This is a genomic window from Microbulbifer sp. S227A (assembly GCF_049800935.1).
The window spans coordinates 1-23,498 of record NZ_JBNAFZ010000019.1; the positions used below are offsets into that span (position 1 = coordinate 1).

A 23,498-nucleotide genomic window follows, 5' to 3' on the forward strand; every position below is an offset into this window, starting at 1 on the left:
GTTTTGGCTTTGGATGGTGCGTTGTGTGGGTCTGTTTGTGGGGGGCATCGTTGGGTGGATGAGATTGCATTGCAGCAGGGAGGAGATTGCATGTCACCGACGCGGGATGAGCAGCATTGGATGTATCGCAACATGGTCACGAGCCGGCGGTTCGAAGAGGCCATTGCCAGGATTTACTTTGAGGGAAAGACACCGGTTTTCAACATGGCGAACGGCCCGATCCCCGGCGAGATGCACCTGTCTGACGGGCAGGAGCCGGTGGCGGTGGGGGTCTGCGCGCACCTGACTCCCGAGGACGTGGTCACGGCCACCCACCGCCCGCATCACCAGGCCATCGCCAAGGGCGTCGACCTTGACCGGATGGCGGCCGAGATCTTTGGCAAGGCCACCGGCCTGTCCGGCGGGCGCGGCGGCCATATGCATATCTTTGACGCCGACGTGAACTTTGCCTGTTCGGGGATCATCGCCCAGGGCATGGGCCCCGCCGTGGGGGCGGCATTGTCGCGCAAGATGCGGGGCCTGCCCGGCGTCGCCGTGGCCTTTGTCGGCGAGGGCGCGGTGAACCAGGGCGGCTGGCACGAGGCGATGAACCTGGCCGCGGTGTGGAACCTGCCCTTTGTCTGCGTCATCGAGGACAACGCCTGGGGCATCTCGGTGGCCAAGGAGACCTCGAGCGCGGTGGCCAACAACGCGGAGCGCGCGGCGGCCTATGGCATCCCCGGCAGGCGGATCGAGGGCAATGATCCCTACGCGATCCACCAGGCGGCGGGCGAGGCGATTGCCCGTGCCCGCGCCGGCGAAGGGCCAACGCTGCTGGAGGTCGAGACCTACCGGCTGGCCGGGCATTTCATGGGCGACGCCGAGGGCTATCGGCCCGAGGGGGAAAAGGACGCGCTGTTTGAAAAGGACCCGATCCCGGCGATGCGGGCGCGGATGCTCGCGGATGGTGCCGCCAGCGCCGACGAGCTCGACGGGATCGAGGCGGCAGCGGCGGCGCGGGTCGAGGCGGCCATCGCCTTTGCCCGCAACAGCGCCGACCCCGCGCCCGAGGATGCGCTCACCCGTGTCTTTGCCGCGTAACTGTCTGGGAGGAAACCACAATGACCAAGTCGAATGAAAGAAAACTGACCATCGCGCGCGCCATGGCCGAGGCCGTGGCCCAGGAGATGCGCATCGACCCGGACGTGTTTGTCATGGGCGAGGATATCGGCCCGCTGGGCGGGGTTTACGGCAACACGCGGGGGCTGATCGAAGAGTTCGGCGCCGAGCGCATCCGCGACACGCCGATCTCGGAAACCGCGTTCATCGGCGCCGCCGTGGGTGCGGCGCAGGACGGGATGCGCCCGGTTGTCGAGCTGATGTTCGTGGATTTCTTTGGCGTGTGTTTTGACGCGATCTATAACCTGATGGCCAAGAACACCTATTTTTCCGGCGGCAAGTTCAAGGTGCCGATGGTGCTGATGACCTCGACGGGGGGCGGCTATTCGGATGCGGGACAGCATTCGCAATGTGTCTATGGCACCTTTGCGCACCTGCCCGGCATGAAGGTGGTCGCGCCGTCCAACGCCTATGACGCCAAGGGCCTGATGACCGCGGCGATGCGCGACGACAGCCCGGTGGTCTACATGTATCACAAGGGGCTGCAGGGCATGGGCTGGCTGGGCACCGAGGCCGGGGCCACCGTGCATGTTCCCGAAGAGAGCTATACCGTCGAGATCGGCAAGGCCAAGGTCGTGCGCGAGGGCAAGGACGTGACCATCGTCAGCCTGGGCATGGGGGTTCACAATGCCCTCAAGGCGGCCAGGACGCTGGAGGCCCAGGGCGTCAGCGCCGAGGTCGTGGACCTGGTCAGCCTGGTGCCGCTGGACCGCGAGACCATCCGCGCATCGGTGGCCAAAACCGGGCGGCTGATCGTGGTGGACGAGGATTACATGTCCTACGGTGTCTCGGGCGAGATCATCGCATCCGTCACCGAGCATGACATCTCGGTCCTCAAGGCCGCGCCCAAACGGGTGGCCTTCCCCGATGTGCCGATCCCCTTTGCGCGGGTGATGGAGCAGTTCTGCCTGCCCGATCCCGACAAGATCGTCGCCGCCTGGGACGCGATGAAAGCCGCCTGAACCTCCCGCCACTCACACCGGCAAAGCAAGCAACGGGGCCGCCCCTGGCGTCCCCCGAACAGAAAAGGAATGTCAAATGGCCACCGATATCGTCATCCCCTCGGATCTATGGGAAGAAGATGAAGAATGTGTTATCACCGCATGGCTTGCCGATGACGGCGCCAGCGTCCAGGAGGGCGCGCTGATCGCCGAGATCATGACCGCCAAGGTGCAATACGAGATCCTCGCCCCCGCCTCGGGCACGCTGAAGATCACCGAAGAGGCCGATGCCGTCGTCGCCAAGGGCGCGGTCATCGGGGCGGTGGAATGACCAGGGTGGTGCCCCTCAAGGGCATGCGCGGCATGATCGCCGACGCCATGGTCAAGAGCCTGGCAACGGCGGCGCAGCTCACCCATCACGCCAGCGCCGATGCCTCGGCCCTGCTGGCGCACAAGGCGCGGCTGGCGGATGACGGGGTCAAGGTCTCGGTCGAAGACCTGCTGATGCTGGCGGTGGTGCGGGCGCTGAAAAAACACCCGGACGCCAATGGCCGGGTCGAAGGCCGCGACATAACACTGACAGATCAAATCGACCTGTCCGTCGCAATCGCACTACCCGGAAACCTCCTGGTCGCTCCGGCGAAGAAATGGAAAGCTCTCCAGAATGAAAACACAAACAACCAAATCCGCCAGCCAAGGCATCACACGGGAAACCACCCTTCTTGAAAAGGGGAGCCCTGCAACGCTCCTCTGGAGCGCCAAAGAACGCGCTATCGCAATCCCGCGGACCCGGTCCCGAAGCGCGGGTTTCGCCGGGCTCAGCCTGGCAGCGGCGCGCGCCGGCTGGCCGCTTGTATTGCGCTCCAGCGGTGGCGGGGCGGTGCCGCAGGGGCCGGGCACACTCAACCTCGCCATGATCGCGCCCATGCCCAAAGGGGCAACCATCCAGGATGGCTACCGGTTGATCTGTGGCGCAATTTCCGAGGCGTTGACGGGTTTTGGGATCGCCAGCGATACCGGCTCCATCGATGCGGCATTTTGTGACGGCGACTGGAACGTGACCGCCCGGGGGCTCAAGCTCGCGGGAACCGCGCAACGCTGGCGGCCCGCGGGCCAGGGCCGGTCGCTGGCGCTGATCCATGCCGCGATCATCGCGACGCACCCGCCGGCCTCGGTTTGGCCCGTTCTTGAACGGGTCGAAACCCAGGCCGGAGGCATCACGCCACCGCGCCCGGAAATGCATGTCTCGCTGGACGACCTGTTGCCGGACGGTACGCCGCCCGGAGCATTTCAGGACGCGGTGATGCGCGCGGCCAACGACCGGATTGCCGGCCTTGCCGAACAGGCAGCCGCAAAGGGTCCTGCGGCCTGAGCTTCAGGACCTGTCCGAAACGCGGAGGGATATGGTCATGCGAGCGGGGCGATGACAATCACCGCCGCGTTTGACGCCCATACGCGCTGCCGGGACGGGTTACGGGCCGATCATGAAACAGGTGACATTGCGCGCCTTGAGCCTGCGACAGGCCAGATCGGCGGTTTCGCGGGTCAAGCCCACGAAATTCGCGTCAAACCCGGAGGAGGTCTGGTTCACCTTGCGCAGCGAGCCGTCAAGCGTGGCCATTTCCGCCAACGCCGTGCGCAGCAACACTTTTTCCGCCTGGTATCGGCTGCCATAGCGCCCGACATTGATGCCCCAATGCTGGCCGCCGGACGTTGACAACCGGGTCACGATCTCGGGTTCTTCGGGCGTGGCCGGCGCGCTTGGTTCGGCCAGCGCAACGGTGAGTTCGGCGGGGCGGGCCTCGGGCCGGGGCACCGACAGGCTGGCCGAGGTCAGGCTGGCTTCGGAGACCTTGACCTCTGGCTCCGGTTCGGCGCTTGCGACGCTTTGCGCGGCGGCGGCAATGGCGGCTTCGACACTGGCCTGCACCTTGTCTCCATCGGCGACGGCGGCGGTCACGACGGTCTCGGCCACCTCTGTCGAGGGGCCGGGCCGCAGGCGGGGTCTCAGGCTCTGCTGCACCGAGGCGACGACCCTAACGGTCTTGGCTGCTGTTCCGCCGCCCGATGATACGTTTCCCGCATAGGCCGGGCGCGCGGGTTTGTGCAACGCCACCCGCGTCGGTGCCCGCCGGAACCCCATGTCCAGCAGTTCGGCCACCCGCGCATTGCGCGACGCGGTGGATTTGCCACCAAAAACCGTCGCGATGATCCGTTCATTGCCCCGCTGGGCTGAGGCGACGAGGTTGAACCCGGCCGCGCGGGTATAACCCGTCTTGATGCCGTCCGCGCCCCGGTAGGTTTGCAGCATCCGGCGGTTGGTGTGGTTCACCTTTTTGATGCCCGCATCCGCGGTCTGGCGCGAGAACAGGTTATAATATTGCGGATAGTCATAGATCACGTGCCGCCCCAGGATTGTCATGTCGCGCGCGGTCGACAGGTGTCCGCTCTCGGTCAGGCCATGGGCGTTCTTGAAGGTGGTGCGCGACATGCCCATCGCCTTGGCGGTGCGGTTCATCCGCCGGGCAAAGGCCGCTTCGCTGCCGCTGATCGCTTCGCCAATCGCCGTCGCCGCGTCATTTGCCGATTTCACCGCGGCGGCGCGGATGAGGTAGCGCAGGGCGATTCGCTGGCCCGGGCGCATGCCCAGCTTGGACGGCGGCTCGGATGCCGCGTGCTTGGATATCCGCACCTTGGTATCAAGCGTGATCTCGCCGTTCCGGACCGCTTCGAAGGCGATATAGAGCGTCATCATCTTGGTCAGCGAGGCCGGGTGCAGCCGGGTATCGGCATTTCGCGAATGCAATACCTTGCCGCTTCGGGCATCGATGACATGTGCCGCATAGGGCGCGGCCATCGCGCCAATAGGCACCAGCACCGACAACCAGAATGCGAGTAAAATAGAATGGCCCCTCTGGGCCGGACGTATACGCCGAACCTGCACGATCATTGCCTCTGTCTGCCTCGGGCCGCCGGTTTTCCGGCTGACACTTTGATTATTGCGGTGAGCCTAGCACAGGAGTCGGTTAAAATAAACCCATTGGTTGCAAGCTGTTACCCGGTGAAATGCATCCAGAATGCGCAAGATGTAGTGGTCTGCTGACGCGGTGCAACTAAAAAAGCGATTCACCGAAGGGTTACAATTCCCTTAACCGATCCGGGCCAGCAGCCAGGCGAGTCCCCCGAGATCGTCGAGCGCGCGATAGCGCGGGGCATCGACCGGCGGCTCGGCATGTTCGATCTCCCAGGCAACGCCATGGGGCACGTAAACACCCCACCCGCCGGCGGCGATCATCGGCACCACGTCCGAGCGCATGGAATTGCCCACCATGAGCCCGCGCTCTGCCCCTTCGCCGTGGCGCGCAAAGATCGCGGCATAGCTCGCGGCGGTCTTTTCCGAGACGATTTCGACGCCGTCGAACAGATCACCCAGCCCCGACTGGGCCAGCTTGCGTTCCTGATCGAGCAGATCGCCCTTGGTGATGAGCAGCACCCGGTGCGTCGCGGCAACCGCCTGCACCGTTTCCCGCGCATGGGGCAGGAATTCGATCGGATGTGCCAGCATGTCACGGCCCGCCTCAATCAACTGCGCAATGACGCGCGCCGGTACGCGCTGGTCGGTGACTTCGATCGCGGTTTCGATCATCGACAGAACGAAACCTTTGATACCATAGCCATATTGACCGATATTGCGCTTTTCCGCCGCCAATAACCGCGCTGCCAGGTGCTCGGGATCCGCATGGTCGGCGAGCAGATCCGAGAACTGCGCCTGGGTGTCCTGAAAGAAGCGTTCATTGTGCCAAAGCGTATCATCCGCATCAAAAGCGACAGTTGTCAGTGTTTTGCTGTAAACTAGGTTTGTCACTGGCTCTTTCCGAATCCCGCAGGAAGGTTATATAAGCCATGAAGTTTGAGAGAAAATCGCGAAAACCGGACCCCCTATTGCAATGACAACAGTGCCCGTAACCATGTCGGACAAGACGGACAACGACTCTGACACGTCGGTCCTGCTCGAGACGCGCCCCAAGACCAAGCGCCCGCCGCTGTACAAGGTTCTGTTGCTGAATGACGACTATACCCCGATGGAATTTGTCGTTCACGTGCTGGAACGGTTCTTTGGTCTGACTCATGCCCAGGCATTCGAAATCATGCTGACGGTTCACAAGAAAGGTGTCGCCGTGGTTGGCGTGTTCAGCCACGAGATCGCGGAAACCAAGGTGGGCCAGGTCATGGATTTCGCCCGCCGCCATCAGCATCCTTTGCAATGCACGATGGAAAAGGAAGACTAGGCCGCACCCATGTCCGCCCGGCTGCCTCTGGCGATTGAAACTGGCGGACTGGTTCTGCCCGAGACCGGTACGCTGTCGGTGCTGCATCCGGTTGCCTCATCGGACCTGTCCGCGCTGCCGCTGGAACGGGTAGAGGTGGTTCAGCCGTTCAAGCCGGATTTCGATCATTTCCAGGCGCTTGGCTATTCCTGTGTGCCGAATGGCAACGGCACGTGCAGCGCGGCCCTGGTCATCCTGCCGCGCGCCAAGGCCCTTGCCCGCGCGTTGATCGCCACCGCCTCGGCGCGCAGCACGGGGGTGGTTGTCGTCGATGGCTCCAAGACCGATGGCGTCGACAGCATTCTCAGGGACTGCCGCAAGCGGGTCGAGATTTCCGGGCCGATCTCGAAATCGCATGGCAAGCTGTTCTGGTTCCCGGCCACACCTGCGGCCTTTGCGGACTGGGCGGCGCAAACGCGGGTTGTCGACGGGTACGAAACGGCGCCGGGGGTGTTTTCGGCGGACGGGATCGACCCGGCCTCGGAACTGCTCGCACAGGTTTTGCCGCAAACCCTTGGCAAGCATGTGATCGACCTGGGGGCCGGTTGGGGCTATCTGGCGTCGCGCGTCCTGGAGAATACCGGGGTACAACGGATCGACCTGGTCGAGGCCGATGCCAATGCGCTGGACTGCGCGCGGCGCAATCTGAGCGATGCCAGGGCCCGGTTTCACTGGGCGGATGCCACGGGTTGGACCGCCGATCAACGGGCCGACACGATTGTCATGAACCCGCCCTTTCACACCGGCCGCGCGGCGGACCCGTCGCTGGGCCGGGCCTTTGTTGCCGCCGCGGCGCGGTTGCTGGCTCCTTCCGGCCACCTGTGGATGGTCGCCAACCGGCACCTGCCCTATGAGCGCACGCTGGAGGGGTGTTTTGCCCAGGTCCAGGAGGCCGGCGGCGACAACCGGTTCAAGATCTTCCACGCCACGCGCCCCAAGGCCCCGGCCAAATCCCTGCCGACACGTACGCGGCGCTGAGCCGTGCCTTCCCCTGCACGAGGAGAGATCCAATGTCCTTTTCCATCGCCGGCAAAACCGCCATTGTCACCGGAGCGGCCAACGGCATCGGGCTCGCCATCGGGCGGCAGTTCGCCGAGAAAGGCGCAAATGTCATGTTCGCCGACATGGATGAGAAACGGCTCAAGACCGAGTTGGGCGAACAGGTCGATGACAGCAATATCCGGTACTTTGCCGGGGATCTGCGCGAACGTCTGACAGTTGCCAACCTGGTGTCGGCGACGCTGGACGCGTTTGACGAGATCGACATCCTGGTCAACGGTTCGCGGCAGGTCGTGCCGTCCAATCCGCTGGATCCCGATGATGAATCGGTCATTGCGCTGCTCAACCAGAACCTGATGCCCGCCTTTCGCCTGACCCAGATGGTCGCGCGGCGGATGATCAAGCAGGCCGATCCCGAGAGCGAAAAGCAGGCCGGGTCGATCATCAACCTGAGCTCGATCGCGGCGCGCCGCACCCATCCGGACCTGCTGGCCTATTCGGTGAGTTCCGCGGCACTTGACCAGATGACACGGTCGATGGCGGTGGCGCTGGCGCCGAACCGGATCCGGGTGAACGCGGTGGCCTTTGGGTCGGTGATGAGCGCCTCGCTGAAGTCGATCCTGAAGGAGCATCGAGATTATCGCCAGGACATCGAGACCCACACCCCGCTCGCGCGGGTTGCCGCCCCCGGCGAGGTGGCAGATGCGGCCCAGTTCCTGGCCTCTGACGCGTCCGGGTTCATGACCGGGCAGGTCATCACGGTGGATGGCGGGCGCACGTTGCTTGACCCGGTGGCGGCCCCCGCCCATTGACCAAGCGAGGGGCCAGCCCCTCGCGCTCCCCGGGATATTTTCAGCAGGAAAAAGGCAGGACGTTCGATGAGTGACCACATGGCGGAGCAGAAGGCGACGGCGGCAGCGTGGTTTCGCGAATTGCGTGACCGGATCGTGGCGGCCTTTGAGGCGTTGGAAGACAGCCATGTCGCGGGGCCATTGTCGGATTGCGACGCGGGCCGGTTCGAGTTTACCGAAACCACGCGGGCATCGCAGGACGGTTCGGATGCCGGTGGCGGGCTGATGAGCGTGATGCGCGGTGGGCGGGTCTTCGAGAAGGTCGGCGTGAACATATCCACGGTTTACGGCGCGTTGGGAGAGCGTGCGCAGGCGGCAATGGCGGCGCGCAAGGGGCTGCCCGGCATGGCCGAGGATCCGCGGTTCTGGGCGTCGGGCATTTCGCTTGTGGCCCATATGCAGAACCCGCACGCGCCGGCGGTGCATATGAACACCCGCATGTTCTGGACCCCGCACGGGTGGTGGTTTGGCGGCGGATCGGATTTGAACCCCTGTATCGAGTATGACGACGACACGGCGCATTTTCATGCCACCCAGAAGGCGCATCTCGATCCGCACGGGCTGGCGCATTATCCGCGTCTCAAGGACTGGGCCGACAGCTATTTCCACGTGCCGCACCGGGGGCGGGCGCGCGGAGTTGGCGGGATATTCATGGATGATTATTGCACCGGGGACTGGGCCGCGGATTTTGCGCTGACGCAGGATATAGGGCGGGCGTTTCTGCCTGCCTTTCTGCCGCTGATCGAGCGCCGTCGCGGGACCGTCTGGAGCGAGGCCGACAAGGAGGTCCAGTTGATCCACCGGGGGCTCTATGCGGAGTATAACCTGGTCTATGACCGAGGCACCCGGTTCGGGCTTGAGACCGGCCATGATGCCAACGCGGTGTTGATGAGCCTGCCGCCGATGGCCAAGTGGGTCTGAGCCATGTTTGCGCCGACAGGGTTGAAATCCGGGGCGGTTGAACCTTGATATCCAGCAAGAGACTGGCAATTTTCCGCCGACCTTGCGCGGAGTCAACGTGAACGTGGAGCGATGAGCACAGACCCCTATGCCGCACTTGGCCTGTCCAGGTCGGCCACGATAGATGAGATCAAGAGGGCCTATCGCAGGATAGCGCGCGATCATCACCCGGATCTGAACCCGGATGACGCCGCGTCGGAGGCCCGGTTCAAGGCGGCATCGGCGGCCTATGACCTGTTGAAGGATCCGGACACGCGTGCGCGGTTTGACCGGGGCGAGATCGACGCCAGCGGGCAGGAGCAGCAACGCCGGCAGTATGGCGATTTCGCAGGCGGTGGCGGCGGCACCCATCAGCGCGGAGACTTTGCCGACGCGTCCGACATCTTTTCCGAGTTCATGCGCGCACGGGGCACCGCGGGCGGCGGGTTTGGCGGGTTCAACAGCAAGGGGCAGGATGCGCGTTACACGCTGGATGTGGACTTCCTGACGGCGGTCAATGGCGGCAAGACACGGATAACCCTGCCGGGCGGTCAGGACCTGGAGGTGGCGATTGCGCGCGGCACCCATGATGGCCAGACCATTCGCCTGCGGGGCAAGGGCAGCCCGGGGATTGCCGGTGGGCCCGCCGGCGACGCGTTGGTGACGCTGAGCGTGCGCCCGCATCCGTTCTTTCGCCGGGATGGCAATGACATCGTTCTGACGCTGCCGATCACCATGGAAGAGGCGGTTCTGGGGGCCAAGGTGGCGACGCCGACGATCGAGGGTTCGGTGAATCTCAGCATTCCCAGTGGCGCCAGCAGCGGCCGGGTGTTGCGCCTGCGCGGGCGCGGGGTGAAACCGGCCAAGGGAACACCCGGCGACCAGCGGGTCGAACTCGCCGTGGTGATGCCGCCGGACATCGATGACGAGCTGGCGCGGTTCATGGAGCACAGGCGCGCCTCGCACCCGCATGATCCACGCAAGGGGATGAAGGCGTGACCGGCCCGGCACAGTGACGGGCGGCGGCGCGTTTCGCGTTACTCTCTGAGTGTCCAACCGGTCTGGGGCGGCAGAAAGGCCTCGACCGCCGCGGATGCGATGACCACGGTGTTCCCGGCCGGGTTTTCGACATTCAGGCCGCCCTTGACCGCGCGCACCTCGGCGTGACCGCGTGGCAGTTTCGAAACCAGGCTTGCGATATCGACCTTGTCGGGCTCCTGAACGCCGATGGTCACCTGAACCCGCATGATATCGGTGCTGAGGTCCAGCGATGCAAAGATCGACAGGGACGAGTGGCGGATCGCGTCTTCGATCGCGCGGGACGCGGCCTTGGTATAGTCCATCCCGTATTGATCGTTGCCCATGCCCATTTCAATGATGATCCGTTGTTCAGACATCTGCCCGCTCCATGTCAAAGCTCACCGAGATGGCCGCATTGGCGATCACCGTTGGGTGGCCATCGCCCTCGGGACGCGCGATATCAAGGCCGCCCTCGCAAACCGAGACCGAAGGCTGGCCATAGGGAAACACCGCGAGGATTGCGTCGGCGTCGACCTGATCAGGTTTCTGGACGCCGATCTCGACGGTGATTTGCATCGCATCCTTGGGAAAGCCGAACAGTTCGGCCATGTTGATGGAATTGTGCCACAGGGCATCCTTGACCGCCCGCCGTGCCGCCTCGGTGTAATCACCGCGCCGCAGCGATGCCCCCATCCCGAATTCCGTCAGCATCCGCTTCATCGCGCTCTCCTCTCGATTGACAGATGTCTTGTTGCAACCCCCGATGCCGCGTGCAACCCCAACACGCCGCGCTCAGGGTCGCAGGGTGGGCGCGGTGTCTTGCCAGGTTCGTGACAACGCGCGCCGCCCCGCCGCGACCGCCGGGCCATCGCCCGAGCCGAGCGCGGATTGCAGCGCGCACAGAACCTCCTGCAACGCCGTTGCACCGAATACCGCCGCGCTGCCTGCAACCTGGTGACAGCGGCGTGCCAGCTCGACATCACCTGCCTCGGCGGATTGCGAAAGGTCGCGGATCAGCGCCTCGACCTCGTCGCCAAATTTCCCGGCCAGCGCGTCATAGCCCTCGGCACCAAAGGTGGCGAGGGTCTGTTGCCGGTGGTCCACATCGACAAAAGGCACCGGCGCAAGGCCCCGGTCACTCGCAATAGTACCGGTGATCTCGGCCAGCGCCTGTTGTGACAGGGGTTTGGTCAGGACACCGTTCATCCCGTCATCAAGAAACGCGGCCTGTTCCTCGGCCAGGGCGTTGGCAGTGATCGCGACAATCGGTGTGTCGACCGAGGCTCCGCTGCCGGACCGGATTGCCCGCGTTGCCGCGCGGCCATCCATCACCGGCATGCTGATATCCATCAGAATCAGGTCGAAACGGGTTTGCGCCGCCAATCTGACTCCTGCCTTGCCATCATGGGCCACGGTGGCCTCATGCCCGGCGGATTCAAGCATCTCGCACACCACCACGCGGTTGATTTCATTGTCCTCGACAACCAGTATATTCAGCCCGCTGCCCGTGTGCCGCGACGTGCGAGCGGGTGTCGACACCGCCAGTTGCGGATCGGGTTGACAGGGCTCGACCGGGATCCGCACCCAGAAGGACGCGCCGGGTCCGTCGGAATCGTCCAGCCCGATGTCTCCGCCCATCGCGGTTGCAAACCGCCGCGCAATACTCAGCCCCAGCCCCGTTCCGCCGAATTCGCGATCATAGGCCGTGTCACCGGTGACAAAGTCGTCAAACACCGTCGCGCGCAGATCCGACGCAATCCCGATCCCGGTATCACGCACGTGGAACTCGATATCCTGCGTGTCACCCTTGCCGGGCTTTGCCTCGGCGGTGATCGACACCTGCCCGCCATGGGTGAACTTGACCGCGTTGGCGATCAGGTTCTGAAGAATGTGCAACAACCGGTCGGGATCAGAGGCCACCCAGGGCATCGGCGTGCCGATCCAGCGCCAGTCCAGCCTGGTCCCCTGAGCCGCAGCAGTCGCGGATTGGCTGTCGATCAGATCCCGGACCAGCCGGTCCAGATTGGTCGGCACATGTTCGATGCGCAGGTTCCCGGTGTCATAGCGCGTGATGTCGAGCACGTCCGAAACGTGGCGCAGCAGCAGCTTGCCCGAGGTTTCCATGTGGTCGAGGATTCGGGCCTGACGCCCCGCCAGATCGGTGCCCCGCAACAGCGACAGATTGCCCAACAGACCATTCAGCGGCGTGCGGATCTCGTGGCTCATGGTGGCGAGAAACTCTGTCTTGATCCGTTCTCCGGCCAGGGCCTGATCGCGGGCCTCGACCAGTTCGGATTCGACCCGGACCTGCGCCGAAATATCCCGCAGGAAGATTATGAAGATATGCCCGTCATCGGTGTGCGCGACCTGCACTGCGACTTCGGCGGGGAACCGGTCGCCATTGCGCCGCAACCCCACCAGCTCCATTCGTCCGCGCCGCACAAAGCGGGGATTGTCGCCGTTGCGATACCGTCTCAGCCGTTCAAGAAACCCTCGGCGCAGCTCGGGCGGACAGGTCATCTCCAACAGGTTCTCGCCGATGACCTCGGCAAGGGTTCGGTCGAAAATGGCTTCTGCGGCCTTGTTGAACTCAAGGATATGCCCGCCCGCGTCACAGACGATCACCCCATCCAGCGAGGTGGCGATGATCGTATTGAGACGGCTCGCGGTCTGAACAACCGCCGCCTGGCGCAGGGCAATCTGTTTGTTCAGCCGGATCAACCGCGCCACCGCCAGCGCCAGCGCGACGATCAGGCCGATGGCGACAATGGCCAGCTGAAACAGCGTGACCGACACGTTCCGACGGCGGTGTTCGGCGATTTCCGAGAATTGCGACAGACCCGTGCTTGCCATCTGCCGCATCGCAAGCCGCACGTGCTGGGCGTCGCGGGTGATCACAGGCAACGCTGCCCGCAGGGCCTCGTCAGGACCGTCGATCAACGGAACCGTCCGCTGCAAGAATGCCTGCGCCTCGTGATAGGCCTCGCGATAGCTGTCATTGTCGCGCAGTTCCGAGGGCGCGGGCGCCTCGCCGATGGTTGCCATCCGGCTATAGAAAATGTCAAAGCGACGCCGCAGCTCGCTCAGGTCGGATTCTTGGCTCAGCCGTGCAAGTTCAACCTCCACGAGCATCCCGAGAAATTCGACCTCGCCCTGCGTGACCGTCCACTGCATGTTGTCCGAGCTTGCGGATTCAAGCAGCCGCAGATCCCTGGCCACCCGGATCGACATCGTCACGATGATGCTCAGGACAACAAGGCCGGCCATGATCGCGAGGATCAGGCCGGCCCTGAAGCGTCCGTGAGTGGTGGTGGACAAAAAAATGTTCCGTTCGATCAAACCCGTGCGTCGGATCCCGCTCTAGCGTACCACCTCGATTCTGTCGAGTTGCCAGATGCTGCGCGTGTAGATTTGTTCCGATCTGTAGGCGCCGTTCCCATCAAACGGATAAACAATCCACAACGGGCCCTTGTTGCGCAGGGACATGGGTGCGCCGTTCAACTCATAGGCGATGATCGGACCATCTTCGACGGCATCAGACACCGGGATCTCGACGGAATAGTCATTGACCGCCGCCGCCCGCAAAACGCCGTCCTCGATCCCCAGAAGCGTGGTCAAGGCCAGCAAGGACGCGCCCCGGAACCGTTGGACCCCATCGGTCCAGATCGTCGTGGTCTCGATGGTCCTGCTGTCGAGCGCCTCGAGCATCGCCATGTCGAACTGTGCCGTGTCGCCGACATTGGTGACAGCGATTTTCCCGGAAACCGTCAGCAGAACCGGACCGCCGGGCGCATCAAAGCCATTCGCGGATGCCGCCGGAACCGCGACGGCTACAGCCATCAGAAAGGCCGCCATAGCTTTCCAAAACTGATGGATCATGAAGCATCTCCCGTCGAACTGACCGTTATTGTGTCAGATCGTCGCAGATTTCGCAGCAAGGCATGAGGATAGGACTCTACCCCTTGGTATGTGTATTTCCTCTATTAGATTAATGCCAAGAGTTAATATATCCCTTAGGTTGTGTAGCCGGTCATCACTTGGCGTCTCGCCGGGTATTTCCAAGGTTGACGTAGGGTGAAGCGCCATCACGACCTAAATGGAAGAATTTGCAACAAATTTGCCTTAATGATGACAGCTTTCCCAACTAGCCAAATCGCATACCCAAGGAGTTTGCCCAATGCGGGTTCTGATAGCGGATGACCATGAACTGATGCGCGATGCGCTGGTTCTGTTCCTCGAGAACGCTGGCGGCATTTACACCAGCACCGCCGGTTCGGTGGACGAAGCCTGTGCCCGCATCGAAAAGGACGAGCCCTATGACCTGGTCATGCTGGATTTCAACATGCCCGGCATGAACGGATTGGCCGGTCTGACGCGCACCATGAACCTGGCCGGTGGCCAGCGTGTCGCCCTGATCTCGGGCGAGGCGACCCGTGACATCGCGGAACAGGCGCTCGGGGTCGGCGCGGCGGGGTTCATCCCGAAATCCATGCCCGCGAAGTCCATGGTGAACGCGGTGCGCTTCATGGCCAGCGGCGAGCAATATGCCCCGGTCGACTTCATGACTGCTTCGAAGTTTCCCTCCGACAATCCGCTGGCCGACAAGCTGTCGCGGCGCGAGATGCAGATGCTCAAGGGATTGACCGAGGGCAAGACCAACAAGGAAATCGCCCGCAGCCTGGATATCCAGGAACCGACGGTCAAGCTGCACATGAAAAACCTGTATCGCAAGATCGGTGCCGACAACCGCACCCGCGCCGCCCTGATCGCACGCGAAGCCGGGCTGTGCTGAGCGGCGCCCGGCACATCCGCTCCACATGCTGACCCTTGGACACAGCCCCGACGGTGCCGAGGTCAGACAGATCACCCTCAGCGCCGGCGGGCTGACCGCGCAGGTGTTGACCTATGGCGCGACACTGCAATCGCTGCGCTGCGACGGGCTGGCGCATTCGCTGGTGTTGGGCAGCCCGGCCCTGCCCGCCTATTTCGCCGACATGCATCATTTCGGTGCCATCGTGGGACCGGTGGCCAACCGCATCGCCGGCGGGCAATTCAAACTGGACGGTGTGACCCATCGGCTGGAGCGGAACGAAAACAACCGCAACACCCTGCATGGTGGCGCAACCGGATTTCACGCCCGCAACTGGGAACTGGCCGAGCACGGCCCCGCCCATTGCATATTGACCACGACCCAGACGGGCGGGCTTGGCGGATTTCCCGGCGATCTTCGGGTGGCTGCGCGCTATGGGCTTGGAGCGGATCGAATCCTGACCATCGACATAACCGGTCAGGCACGGGCGCTCGCGCTCTTTAACCCCGCCTTTCACGGATATTGGAACCTTGACGGCAGCCCGGACCTGGCCGGTCACACCCTTGTCGTGACAGCGGACAGCTACCTGCCGCTGGACGCCCACCAGATTCCGCGGGGGTCGCCAAGGCCGGTTCACGACACCCGCTTCGACTATCGCCGACCGCGCCCGCCGCATCCAGAGCTCGATCACAATTTCTGCCTGGCCGACCGGCGGGGGCCCTTGCGCCGCGCCGCCGAGATTGCCGCCTCAGGTCATCGATTGACGCTGGACACGACGGAACCCGGTTTGCAGGTCTATGCCGCCGGTCAGACCACCTCGGGCAACTGGCCCGGCCACGAGGGTATGCCCCATGGGCCGAATGCCGGGATCGCGCTAGAGCCGCAGCTTTGGCCAGACGCGCCGAACCGGCCGGATTTTCCCCCGGCGCGGATCGAGCCGGGTCAGCAGATCACCCAGAGTGCGCGTTTTCAATTCCTGCGCGCCACAAGCTGATCCGCGCCGCGGCAAGACGCGCCAATTCGCCCTGTCGCCACGAAATTGCGCCGCCCGTATCAAATCGGCACAACCTGTGATAAACTCAATCAACAAATTTGCATTTTTGACGGTTTTTCGCTGCGGCCTCCTGAAATTTTCAATTGGGGATTGGCAAAATACTGAAGAACAACGGAATACGGGTTGTTGAAGCCAAGCGATTTGGAACACCGGGCATTTACGAACGGTTTGACGGCATTTCGCGAAATGGTGAAAGAGAGCAGTTCACCGCCACCATCGACGGAAGCGAAATCGCGTTTCATCCAAAGGGCGAAACCACACCGCCAGATTTCCGGTTTACCCCCTATGATCGTTTGCACCCCGAAACCGCGCAGCCCCTGCATGACGATGCCCTGTTGTCTGAACTGGCGGCGCGAATGGCGGATGCGCCCGCACGTTGGGGCAAGTACCGGTTTGACGCCATGGGGATCCCGGCGGCCTATACCTATCTGGGCCAGCTGATCGCCCATGATCTGACATGGGACAAGGCCCATGCAAACGGGTGCCCGTCGCGGTTCCGCCCGGCAACGCTTGACTTTGGGTCGGTGTCACATGGCAACGGCCCGGCGCCGCAAACCACATCCGGCTGTCCCGGCGAGTTCACCCTCGGACGGACGAATGCGGGGCGGCCCGACGATCTGCCGCGCGGGGCGGATGGCGACCCCAGGCTGGCCGACACGCGCAACGATCAGAACCTCACCCTGTCGCAGCTCGTGGTGCTCGTCACCAAGTTCTACCAGGTCTGCGCCGCGCAAAGCACCGGCCAACCCGACGCCGCGCTGACGGCCCGACGGCATCTGCAATGGATCGTGTTGCATGATTATCTGCCCCGCGTGATCGACCCTGTGGTCTATCGCGACGTGATGGCCTCGGGGGAATGGCCGCTGCTTGGCGAGGGCGCGGGGCTGGTGCCCATCGAGTTTGCCGCCGCCAGCTTTCGCCTTGGTCATGCGATGGTACGCTATCGCTATCCCCATTGGCGACAGGGCGGCAGCGGCGCGAGCCTGCGGGACCTGTTGCGGTTCACCCATCACAGCGCGTCCAGCCGTCTGGTCGAAACCGGTGACGGGAAACGGTTACCCGATGACTGGACCGTTGATTGGGCGCTGCTTCTGCCGGGTGATCATGCGCCCGGCCTGTCCGCCAGCATCGACGAAAACCTCGCCCACACCCTGTTTGCCCTGCCCGACACGATCGGCGATTGTCTTGCATCCGCGCCACCCCCGCAGGGCACGGGTACCGGCACGATCAACCTGGCGGAACATACGTTGCTGCGCGGCAATCACCTGCACCTGCCCAGTGGTCAATCGCTGTCGGCCTTTGCCCATGCGCGGCTCAGAACGGCGGGGGCCGCTCCCCTGCCCCGCAGGTTGCCTACGCCGCGTCTGGCCCAGACACGCTCACCCGAACTGGCCGCATTCCTGGCCTCGGAGTCCGCGGCGGCGCTGCGCAGCGACACGCCGCTCTGGTTCTATTTCCTTCGCGAGGCCGACATTCACGCCTCGGGTCAGCATTTCGGCCCGCTGGCCAGCCGCATCACCATGGAAACCATATACCGCGCCATCTGGAACGATCCGGAAGGCATTCTGCGCCGAGATTTCAAACCGGACATTGCCTCTTTGCACGGCAGGTTCGATCTGAAAGCCCTGCACGATCACGTGCGGACCCATTGGAAACCCGTGACTTGAAAAGGAGAGCATTATGCCATCGCTATTGACCACGAAGAACGACGCAGAGGGGCCGAAATTCGGGGATTGGACCAGCGCTCAGAAACGTCAGGATGGGCAGGTTTACCTGGGCGACCGAATGCTGGTTCATTTCAGCGATTCCGACACCGACGAAGAAGCGATCGTCCGCGATACGATTGCCGATTGCCTGAATGGAGACTACTCGATCTGGTTGCAATATGACGGCAACTTGGCCAACAGCTTTGCCATCGTGGAAGGTTTCAACGAAGATGCGCTGGACGACGAAGATGAGGCCCTGCGCGCCTTTGGCACACGTACTGTGAAGCTCTTTGTTTCAGAGGTCAAAACCGCGGTTGTCGGCACCCCGATCCAAAAGGTCGGATCGCCAAAGAAATTCAAACTCCGTGTCCAGCCGGACAGCAAGCCCGGACAAACGAACGACAAGAAGATGAACGTGACGATACCCAGCGATTTCGCGACGTTCCAGGATCAGTATTTGCAGGACATGACCCAGGACATCGAGGATTTGTCCACCGAAGAAGATGTGCCCTACCTGCTGTCCTCGCTGACCTTCCGGCGCTGTCTCTAATCGGCGGGCCTCTGACGCGGTTCAGCCCTTGCCCTGCATCGCCTCGCTGAGCGCATCGGCAAGGGCGGACCGCTCCGACGCGTGCCAGATCGGGTAGGCGTTGACGAACCAGTCGCGCACATCGGTGCGGGTGGGCGGCGCATTGCCATCCCACACCGCGCTGACATCGCGCACCAGCTTGTTGAACGCGCGCTGCGCTTGGTCGCGCCGCCCCAGCCGCGCCAACGCGGCGGCGGTCCAACCGGGGTTGTCGATGATCCGGTCATCGGCCCGCGCCGCGGCCTGCAACGCGCCCAGATCGTCACCCCCCATGAAACGCACCGACGCCGCATAACACCACTGGTAATCCAGCAGCACCGGGGCGCAGGCCAGGCAATGCTCGAGCACCCGCGCGGCGCGCTTGTGTTCACCCAGAAAGCTGAACCCCATGGCACAGGACGCCAGGGTGCGCGGGCTGTGCGGGTTCAGGCGCTCGGCCATGTCCATGTTAAGCGCCGCACGGTCGAAATTGCCCCGCAGCGCGGCGGACCACGCCAGCGCCAACCGGTTGCGCGCGTCCAGCGGGTCAAGCTCAACCGCGATATTGCTGGCATCCAGCGCCCGTCGCGCCATTGACGCATCACGCACCAACCCGGGCCGCACCACGTGCAACACGTTCAGTGCGCTGGCAAGGCTCGCATGGGCGGGCGCGAATTCCGGGGCCCGCTCGATGATGTCCCGGAACCGGTCGATGCCCTGTTCAAACGCCTGCTTGGTCCATTTGGTCAGCAGCCGCTCGCCCTTGAGCCAATCGTCGACAATGGCATGGTGCGCCCGCGTGCCCGCCTTGCCCGCCCGGTCGGTGGGAACATACATTTCGAACATCGCCGCGATGCGGCTGACCGCCTGCAACCGCGATCTCGACATTTGCTCCGCACCGATATCCAGGTCCTCGCTCCAAACGATACGCCCGGATTCCGCCGCGCAGAGCGACAGGGTTGCACAGGCCCGCCCGGCCGGTTGATGGGCCTTGAGTACATAGTCCGAATTGGTTTCGGACACTTCGCCCTGATCGCCCTCGACCACCGACCAGCTGCGAAAACGCGACAGCCCCGAGATGATTTCGGATCGGAACGCGGCCAGCCTCGCGTGCATGTCCTCGCCCTGCGCTTCGAACTCACGGACCTGGATGCGCAGCGGTGCCAGCGGGTTGCGCAGGTTGGGCGCAGATCGTGGCTCGCCGCGCGTCGCCGCAAGGGTTTCCGGCCGTGGCGAAAGCCCGTAGCGCACCGATAGATTCTGCGCCAGCCGGTCATAGACCCGGATGGCGGCGGCAACATTGCCGGTGGCGCTCAGGAATCCCATCAGCCGGCGCGCCGCGCCTTCGTGGCAGGGTTCGATGTTCAGGATGGCCTGTGCGATCCCCCTGATGGCGGCGTCGGCATCATCCTCGATACGGTTCAGCTCGGTCTCGAGAACAAAGACCAGCTGCTCGCGCACGTCGCTGCGCACCAGCGCCAACCACGAAGTCACCGCCGAATTGACCTCGCCGAAACTGGCCAGGATACGCGGCACCCAATCGCCCTCGACCAGCAGCAGCTCGTCCAGCCGGCCCCGCGCGGCATTGCGGACAATGCGACCGACATCGGTCTGCACATGTCCGGGTTTGAGCGAGACAACCTCGTCATTGAGAACCAGGTTCCCCCCGATTGCCTCGCCCAGCGTGGCCAGCGCCCGCTGCGTTGCCTCGCGTGCCTTGGCGGGTGACGCATCGGGGCGCAACAGCGCGCTCAGCCGCCCGACCGCCTCGGAATGGCTTGGGGCCATGGCTAGATAGGCCAACAGCAACTTGGCATCGCGGCTTGCCGGCAACGGGTGGCTGGCACCACGGGCGTGCAGTTCAAGCCCGCCAACCACCGACAGATGCAGAACATCGCGCCCGCCCCCGCGTCCCGGCGCATCCGAACCGCCGTCGAACTGGAACGGTTCGTAGGTGCCCGGCAGGTTATAGAGCCGCTGCGGACCGAGGGAATCGAATTTAAGCCGCGTCGCGTCCGACAGGTCCATGACCACCTCGCGCGAGGCGCAGATCCCGCCGGGACGTGCCAGCGGTTCCAGGCGCGCCGCCACATTCACCGCATGGCCGAACACATCGCCATTGGTCAGTTCCACCAGGCCGGTATTGATGCCGATGCGAAACGCATGGTCGCCGGACAGGGTGTCAACGTGCGACTGGACCTCGATCGCGAAATCCACCGCGTCCTGCGCGCCGCCGAACAAGGCCAGAATACCGTCACCGGTGGTCTTGACGACGCGCCCGTCGTGACGGCGGCTGCTCTCTCCGAACAGCACGAAACAGGCCTGCATAAAGCGCAGCGTTTCGGCTTCGTCACGGGCAACATGATGGCTATAAGAGACCAGGTCGGCGAACAGGATGGTCCGCCGCGTCGGCGCAATTCGCACAGGTCTTGAATCGCGCTTGTCCAGGGCGCCAATCATCTAAACTACTTATCCCACCCGCTAATGCCATAACACCTAGCACGGACAGGGCGCTTGAACTACCGTGAAATGATCGACCAGTTTGATATCATACCCGTCACGCGGGACGGCGATCCGTGCCATTATGCTTTTTGCCTGCCCAACCGGCGGGCCTATGAAAGCTGGCCCGATTTCCCGAGCGCGGCGCGTCCGGAGCATGGCCGCGCCGCCGCCGGTCGCGGGCTCAGCCCGGCACAATGCAGGGCGAGCGCCCTGGGCGAGGCCGTCGAATTGGCCTGTGCCTGTGCATGGGGCGACGAACCCCTGATCACCGCATCACAGGATGAACTGGGCGCATCGGCGCTCGGCCCCAAGGAACTTGGCGGGTTCTCGGCACAGCAGATGGCCGAGCGCGAAGCCTGGAACGCCTCGCCCCTTGGCGCGATAGATTGGCTGCCCGCGCCCTACGATACGTCACGCCCGATAGCCTGGGTGCCCGGGGCATATGCTTTGGGCGGGCCCTGTTTCATTCCCGCCGATCACGTGCTGGTCGGGCGTCGGGAGCCGGGCGATCCAGAGGCCGTGGCAATCGCAACCACCGCTGGCTGTGCCGCCGCCGCCACCCTGCAAGCCGCGCGTACACGGGCCTTGCTCGAACTGGTTGAACGGGATGCGGTCGGACAATGGTGGTACCGCCGCCTGCGCCGTCCTGCCATCGGGATTGCCGCGCTGGATCTGCCGGACCCGGTTCTGCGCTATCTCGGGGATCGGAAACGCCAGACCCTGATGCTCGACCTGACCACGGAATTCGGCGTGCCGGTCATTGCCGGCTGTTCCTTCCTGCCGGATGGCAGCAGCGTTGCGCTTGGATTTGGCTGCGATTTTGCCCTGCATCGCGCCGGGTGCTCTGCGGTGGTCGAGATGTTTCAGACCGAGATCGGCCTTGAACAGCGTGCGCAGCAGGGCGATCCCCTGCGCGCGATCTGGGACCGCGAGGTGCGGCGCGACACCCTGCCGGTTGCGCCCCTGCCCGAGGGCAACGGACAGGAGCGCATCGATCATTTCGACGGGCTCGTCGCGCGGCTCGCGGCGCGGGGCAAGACCTGCGCCTTTGTCGACCTGACGCGCCCGGGTTTCGATGCCCATGTGGTGCGCGCGATCATACCCGGATTGTGGTCGGACAAGCCGCGCCTCGCCGGGTTTGAACGGCTCGGACAACCCGCCCCCCCGCGCGTGCTGCCGCTGCTGGTCTGAGGGGTCAGGTCTGGGTGGGCCGCTCTAGGGCAACGTGCCCTAACCGCCCGCCTCGAAGTCGCCGCGCCCGACCGAGACATAGCGCAGAAAACCAGCGCGTTTGGCATCCTGTGCAGAGTAGATATTGCGCAGGTCGGCCATGGCCGGAAAGCTCATGTGTCTGGCAATCCGCTTCAGGTCGAGCGCCCGGAATTCGTTCCATTCCGTCAGGATCACCACCGCGTCGGCATTGCGCGACGCCTTGTAGGCATCGTCGATCCAGTGCACCCCCGGCAACAGGTCCTCGCCTTCGCGCCGCCCCTGCGGATCCACGACGCGCACCTTGGCCCCGGCCCCGATCAGGGCGGGCACCACGGTCAGCGCCGGGGCCTCGCGCATGTCGTCGGTATTCGGCTTGAAGGTCACGCCCAGCACCGCGATGGTCTTGCCCGCAACCGAACCGTCCAGCATATCAACGATCTTGCCGACCATGCGCCGGCGCAGCTCATCATTCACCTTGATCACCGTTTCCGTGATCTGCATGGGCAACCCGTGTTCCTGACCGATCCGGGCCAAAGCCTTGGTATCCTTGGGAAAACAAGATCCCCCAAAACCGGGGCCCGCATGCAGGAACTTGGCGCCGATGCGCCCGTCAAGCCCCATGCCCTGGCTGACATGCTTGATATCCGCGCCGGTTCGTTCGCAAAGCGACGCGATCTCGTTGATAAAGGTGATCTTGGTCGCCAAGAACGCATTGGCCGCGTATTTGATCATCTCGGCACTTTCCAGATCGGTGGTCAGGATCGGAAAATCGCGCAGGTATAACGGCCGGTAGACCTCGGCCATCACCTCGGCGGCCCGGTCATGCTGAACCCCGACAACGACCCGGTCCGGGCGCATGAAATCGTCGATCGCCGCCCCCTCGCGCAGGAATTCCGGGTTCGACGCCACGTCGAATTCGGCATCCGGGTTAGCCTTGGCGATCACCTGCTTGACCTGCCGGTTGGTGCCCACCGGCACGGTCGATTTAGTCACCACAACGGTATAACCCGTCAACGCGCCGGCAATTTCACGCGCCGCATCCATGACATAGCGCAGGTCCGCATGACCGTCGCCGCGCCGGGTCGGGGTGCCAACCGCGATGAAAACCGCCGCCGCGCCATCGATTGCACCGGCAAGATCATCGGTGAAAGACAGCCGCTCTGCCGCGACATTCTTGGCCATCAGATCGGCCAGCCCCGGTTCGTAGATCGGAACTTTGCCCTGTCGCAGCATCGCAACCTTTGCCGGATCCTTGTCGACGCAAACGACCTCGTGGCCGAAATCGGACAGGCAGACGCCGGACACCAGCCCGACATACCCGGTTCCTACCATCGCAATTTTCATGACGCTCGCCTTATTCAGATATCGTGCGGGTCATGGACACTCTCGCCACGGCTGTCAACGTATCGC

23 protein-coding genes are annotated in these 23,498 nt (G+C 63.8%); 15 read left to right on the forward strand and 8 right to left on the reverse strand.

All coding sequences use genetic code 11. The features are described from left to right. Positions 1-90 precede the first annotated feature (90 nt). The 5 genes from ACP15R_RS24610 (at position 91) to ACP15R_RS24630 (ending at position 3,471) form a co-directional block, all read left to right on the forward strand. Entirely contained in the window at positions 91-1,080 is a 990-nt protein-coding gene (locus ACP15R_RS24610) for a thiamine pyrophosphate-dependent dehydrogenase E1 component subunit alpha (protein WP_424987926.1), read from the forward strand. Between the two features lie 20 nt (positions 1,081-1,100). Then, entirely contained in the window at positions 1,101-2,120 is a 1,020-nt protein-coding gene (locus ACP15R_RS24615) for an alpha-ketoacid dehydrogenase subunit beta (RefSeq protein ID WP_424987925.1), read from the forward strand. A gap of 76 nt (positions 2,121-2,196) precedes the next feature. Further along, entirely contained in the window at positions 2,197-2,430 is a 234-nt protein-coding gene (locus ACP15R_RS24620) for a biotin/lipoyl-containing protein (protein ID WP_424987924.1), read from the forward strand. Then, positions 2,427-2,825: a 2-oxo acid dehydrogenase subunit E2 gene (locus tag ACP15R_RS24625; RefSeq protein ID WP_424988545.1), complete on the forward strand. Its 399-nt coding sequence runs from the start codon at positions 2,427-2,429 to the stop codon at positions 2,823-2,825. Before ACP15R_RS24620 ends, ACP15R_RS24625 begins: the two co-directional genes overlap by 4 nt. Further along, positions 2,764-3,471: a lipoate--protein ligase family protein gene (locus ACP15R_RS24630; protein WP_424988546.1), complete on the forward strand. Its 708-nt coding sequence runs from the start codon at positions 2,764-2,766 to the stop codon at positions 3,469-3,471. Before ACP15R_RS24625 ends, ACP15R_RS24630 begins: the two co-directional genes overlap by 62 nt. Positions 3,472-3,570: 99 nt before the next feature. Here the strand turns inward: ACP15R_RS24630 and ACP15R_RS24635 are convergent, their stop codons facing one another. Both ACP15R_RS24635 and ACP15R_RS24640 read right to left on the reverse strand, forming a co-directional pair. Then, positions 3,571-4,977 carry a D-alanyl-D-alanine carboxypeptidase family protein gene (locus ACP15R_RS24635; protein WP_424988547.1) on the reverse strand — a complete coding sequence of 469 codons (1,407 nt, stop codon included), beginning with the start codon at positions 4,975-4,977 and terminating at the stop codon, positions 3,571-3,573. A gap of 270 nt (positions 4,978-5,247) precedes the next feature. Beyond that, positions 5,248-5,964 carry an HAD family hydrolase gene (locus ACP15R_RS24640; protein ID WP_424988548.1) on the reverse strand — a complete coding sequence of 239 codons (717 nt, stop codon included), beginning with the start codon at positions 5,962-5,964 and terminating at the stop codon, positions 5,248-5,250. A gap of 82 nt (positions 5,965-6,046) precedes the next feature. On the opposite strand from ACP15R_RS24640, the gene clpS reads away from it, so the two are divergent. The 5 genes from clpS to ACP15R_RS24665 all read left to right on the forward strand — a co-directional run bounded on the left by clpS (position 6,047) and on the right by ACP15R_RS24665 (position 10,215). Beyond that, positions 6,047-6,388, forward strand: coding sequence for an ATP-dependent Clp protease adapter ClpS (gene clpS / locus ACP15R_RS24645; protein WP_424988549.1), 342 nt, complete (start codon positions 6,047-6,049; stop codon positions 6,386-6,388). 9 nt (positions 6,389-6,397) lie between these two features. Beyond that, complete coding sequence (locus tag ACP15R_RS24650; RefSeq protein WP_424988550.1) at positions 6,398-7,405, forward strand: class I SAM-dependent methyltransferase; 1,008 nt, start codon at positions 6,398-6,400, stop codon at positions 7,403-7,405. A gap of 32 nt (positions 7,406-7,437) precedes the next feature. Then, complete coding sequence (locus ACP15R_RS24655; protein ID WP_424988551.1) at positions 7,438-8,238, forward strand: SDR family NAD(P)-dependent oxidoreductase; 801 nt, start codon at positions 7,438-7,440, stop codon at positions 8,236-8,238. A gap of 66 nt (positions 8,239-8,304) precedes the next feature. Further along, positions 8,305-9,198 carry an oxygen-dependent coproporphyrinogen oxidase gene (gene hemF / locus ACP15R_RS24660; RefSeq protein ID WP_424988552.1) on the forward strand — a complete coding sequence of 298 codons (894 nt, stop codon included), beginning with the start codon at positions 8,305-8,307 and terminating at the stop codon, positions 9,196-9,198. A gap of 111 nt (positions 9,199-9,309) precedes the next feature. Continuing rightward, positions 9,310-10,215, forward strand: coding sequence for a DnaJ C-terminal domain-containing protein (locus ACP15R_RS24665; RefSeq protein ID WP_424988553.1), 906 nt, complete (start codon positions 9,310-9,312; stop codon positions 10,213-10,215). Positions 10,216-10,253: 38 nt separating this feature from the next. On the opposite strand, the gene ACP15R_RS24670 is transcribed toward ACP15R_RS24665, so the two are convergent. From ACP15R_RS24670 to ACP15R_RS24685, 4 genes are all read right to left on the reverse strand, one after another. Next, complete coding sequence (locus tag ACP15R_RS24670; protein WP_424988554.1) at positions 10,254-10,613, reverse strand: Lin0512 family protein; 360 nt, start codon at positions 10,611-10,613, stop codon at positions 10,254-10,256. Then, a complete protein-coding gene (locus ACP15R_RS24675; RefSeq protein ID WP_424988555.1) occupies positions 10,606-10,956 on the reverse strand; it encodes a Lin0512 family protein in 351 nt (116 codons plus the stop codon). The genes ACP15R_RS24670 and ACP15R_RS24675 overlap by 8 nt, the downstream gene beginning before the upstream one ends. 72 nt (positions 10,957-11,028) lie before the next feature. Beyond that, entirely contained in the window at positions 11,029-13,554 is a 2,526-nt protein-coding gene (locus tag ACP15R_RS24680) for an ATP-binding protein (RefSeq protein ID WP_424988556.1), read from the reverse strand. Between the two features lie 42 nt (positions 13,555-13,596). Then, positions 13,597-14,115 (reverse strand): hypothetical protein, encoded by a 519-nt coding sequence (locus tag ACP15R_RS24685; RefSeq protein WP_424988557.1) that lies wholly within the window; start codon positions 14,113-14,115, stop codon positions 13,597-13,599. Between the two features lie 298 nt (positions 14,116-14,413). Here ACP15R_RS24685 and ACP15R_RS24690 point away from each other — a divergent pair, with 298 nt between their 5' ends. The 4 genes from ACP15R_RS24690 (at position 14,414) to ACP15R_RS24705 (ending at position 18,356) form a co-directional block, all read left to right on the forward strand. After that, a complete protein-coding gene (locus ACP15R_RS24690) occupies positions 14,414-15,028 on the forward strand; it encodes a response regulator transcription factor (protein WP_424988558.1) in 615 nt (204 codons plus the stop codon). A 25-nt stretch (positions 15,029-15,053) separates the two neighbouring features. Further along, positions 15,054-16,040, forward strand: a complete 987-nt coding sequence (locus ACP15R_RS24695; RefSeq protein WP_424988559.1) for an aldose epimerase family protein — start codon at positions 15,054-15,056, stop codon at positions 16,038-16,040. Between the two features lie 143 nt (positions 16,041-16,183). Continuing rightward, a complete protein-coding gene (locus ACP15R_RS24700) occupies positions 16,184-17,767 on the forward strand; it encodes a hypothetical protein (protein ID WP_424988560.1) in 1,584 nt (527 codons plus the stop codon). A gap of 13 nt (positions 17,768-17,780) precedes the next feature. Then, positions 17,781-18,356 (forward strand): hypothetical protein, encoded by a 576-nt coding sequence (locus ACP15R_RS24705; protein WP_424988561.1) that lies wholly within the window; start codon positions 17,781-17,783, stop codon positions 18,354-18,356. 21 nt (positions 18,357-18,377) lie between these two features. On the opposite strand, the gene ACP15R_RS24710 is transcribed toward ACP15R_RS24705, so the two are convergent. Next, complete coding sequence (locus ACP15R_RS24710) at positions 18,378-20,834, reverse strand: adenylate/guanylate cyclase domain-containing protein (protein ID WP_424988562.1); 2,457 nt, start codon at positions 20,832-20,834, stop codon at positions 18,378-18,380. Positions 20,835-20,888: 54 nt separating this feature from the next. On the opposite strand from ACP15R_RS24710, the gene ACP15R_RS24715 reads away from it, so the two are divergent. Continuing rightward, positions 20,889-22,067, forward strand: a complete 1,179-nt coding sequence (locus ACP15R_RS24715; RefSeq protein ID WP_424988563.1) for a YcaO-like family protein — start codon at positions 20,889-20,891, stop codon at positions 22,065-22,067. Positions 22,068-22,106: 39 nt separating this feature from the next. Here ACP15R_RS24715 and ACP15R_RS24720 read toward each other — a convergent pair whose 3' ends face one another. After that, complete coding sequence (locus tag ACP15R_RS24720) at positions 22,107-23,432, reverse strand: UDP-glucose dehydrogenase family protein (RefSeq protein WP_424988564.1); 1,326 nt, start codon at positions 23,430-23,432, stop codon at positions 22,107-22,109. Positions 23,433-23,498: the final 66 nt, after the last annotated feature.

Bases quoted from the DNA above. Each gene is read 5' to 3' on its own strand.
- ACP15R_RS24650 (WP_424988550.1), top strand. From the start codon at position 6,398: ATGTCCGCCCGGCTGCCTCTGGCGATTGAAACTGGCGGACTGGTTCTG.
- ACP15R_RS24685 (WP_424988557.1), bottom strand. From the start codon at position 14,115: ATGATCCATCAGTTTTGGAAAGCTATGGCGGCCTTTCTGATGGCTGTA.
- ACP15R_RS24665 (WP_424988553.1), top strand. From the start codon at position 9,310: ATGAGCACAGACCCCTATGCCGCACTTGGCCTGTCCAGGTCGGCCACG.
- ACP15R_RS24720 (WP_424988564.1), bottom strand. From the start codon at position 23,432: ATGAAAATTGCGATGGTAGGAACCGGGTATGTCGGGCTGGTGTCCGGC.
- ACP15R_RS24655 (WP_424988551.1), top strand. From the start codon at position 7,438: ATGTCCTTTTCCATCGCCGGCAAAACCGCCATTGTCACCGGAGCGGCC.
- ACP15R_RS24705 (WP_424988561.1), top strand. From the start codon at position 17,781: ATGCCATCGCTATTGACCACGAAGAACGACGCAGAGGGGCCGAAATTC.
- ACP15R_RS24630 (WP_424988546.1), top strand. From the start codon at position 2,764: ATGAAAACACAAACAACCAAATCCGCCAGCCAAGGCATCACACGGGAA.
- hemF (WP_424988552.1), top strand. From the start codon at position 8,305: ATGAGTGACCACATGGCGGAGCAGAAGGCGACGGCGGCAGCGTGGTTT.
- ACP15R_RS24670 (WP_424988554.1), bottom strand. From the start codon at position 10,613: ATGTCTGAACAACGGATCATCATTGAAATGGGCATGGGCAACGATCAA.
- clpS (WP_424988549.1), top strand. From the start codon at position 6,047: ATGACAACAGTGCCCGTAACCATGTCGGACAAGACGGACAACGACTCT.
- ACP15R_RS24695 (WP_424988559.1), top strand. From the start codon at position 15,054: ATGCTGACCCTTGGACACAGCCCCGACGGTGCCGAGGTCAGACAGATC.
- ACP15R_RS24610 (WP_424987926.1), top strand. From the start codon at position 91: ATGTCACCGACGCGGGATGAGCAGCATTGGATGTATCGCAACATGGTC.
- ACP15R_RS24620 (WP_424987924.1), top strand. From the start codon at position 2,197: ATGGCCACCGATATCGTCATCCCCTCGGATCTATGGGAAGAAGATGAA.
- ACP15R_RS24625 (WP_424988545.1), top strand. From the start codon at position 2,427: ATGACCAGGGTGGTGCCCCTCAAGGGCATGCGCGGCATGATCGCCGAC.
- ACP15R_RS24675 (WP_424988555.1), bottom strand. From the start codon at position 10,956: ATGAAGCGGATGCTGACGGAATTCGGGATGGGGGCATCGCTGCGGCGC.
- ACP15R_RS24710 (WP_424988562.1), bottom strand. From the start codon at position 20,834: ATGATTGGCGCCCTGGACAAGCGCGATTCAAGACCTGTGCGAATTGCG.
- ACP15R_RS24615 (WP_424987925.1), top strand. From the start codon at position 1,101: ATGACCAAGTCGAATGAAAGAAAACTGACCATCGCGCGCGCCATGGCC.
- ACP15R_RS24690 (WP_424988558.1), top strand. From the start codon at position 14,414: ATGCGGGTTCTGATAGCGGATGACCATGAACTGATGCGCGATGCGCTG.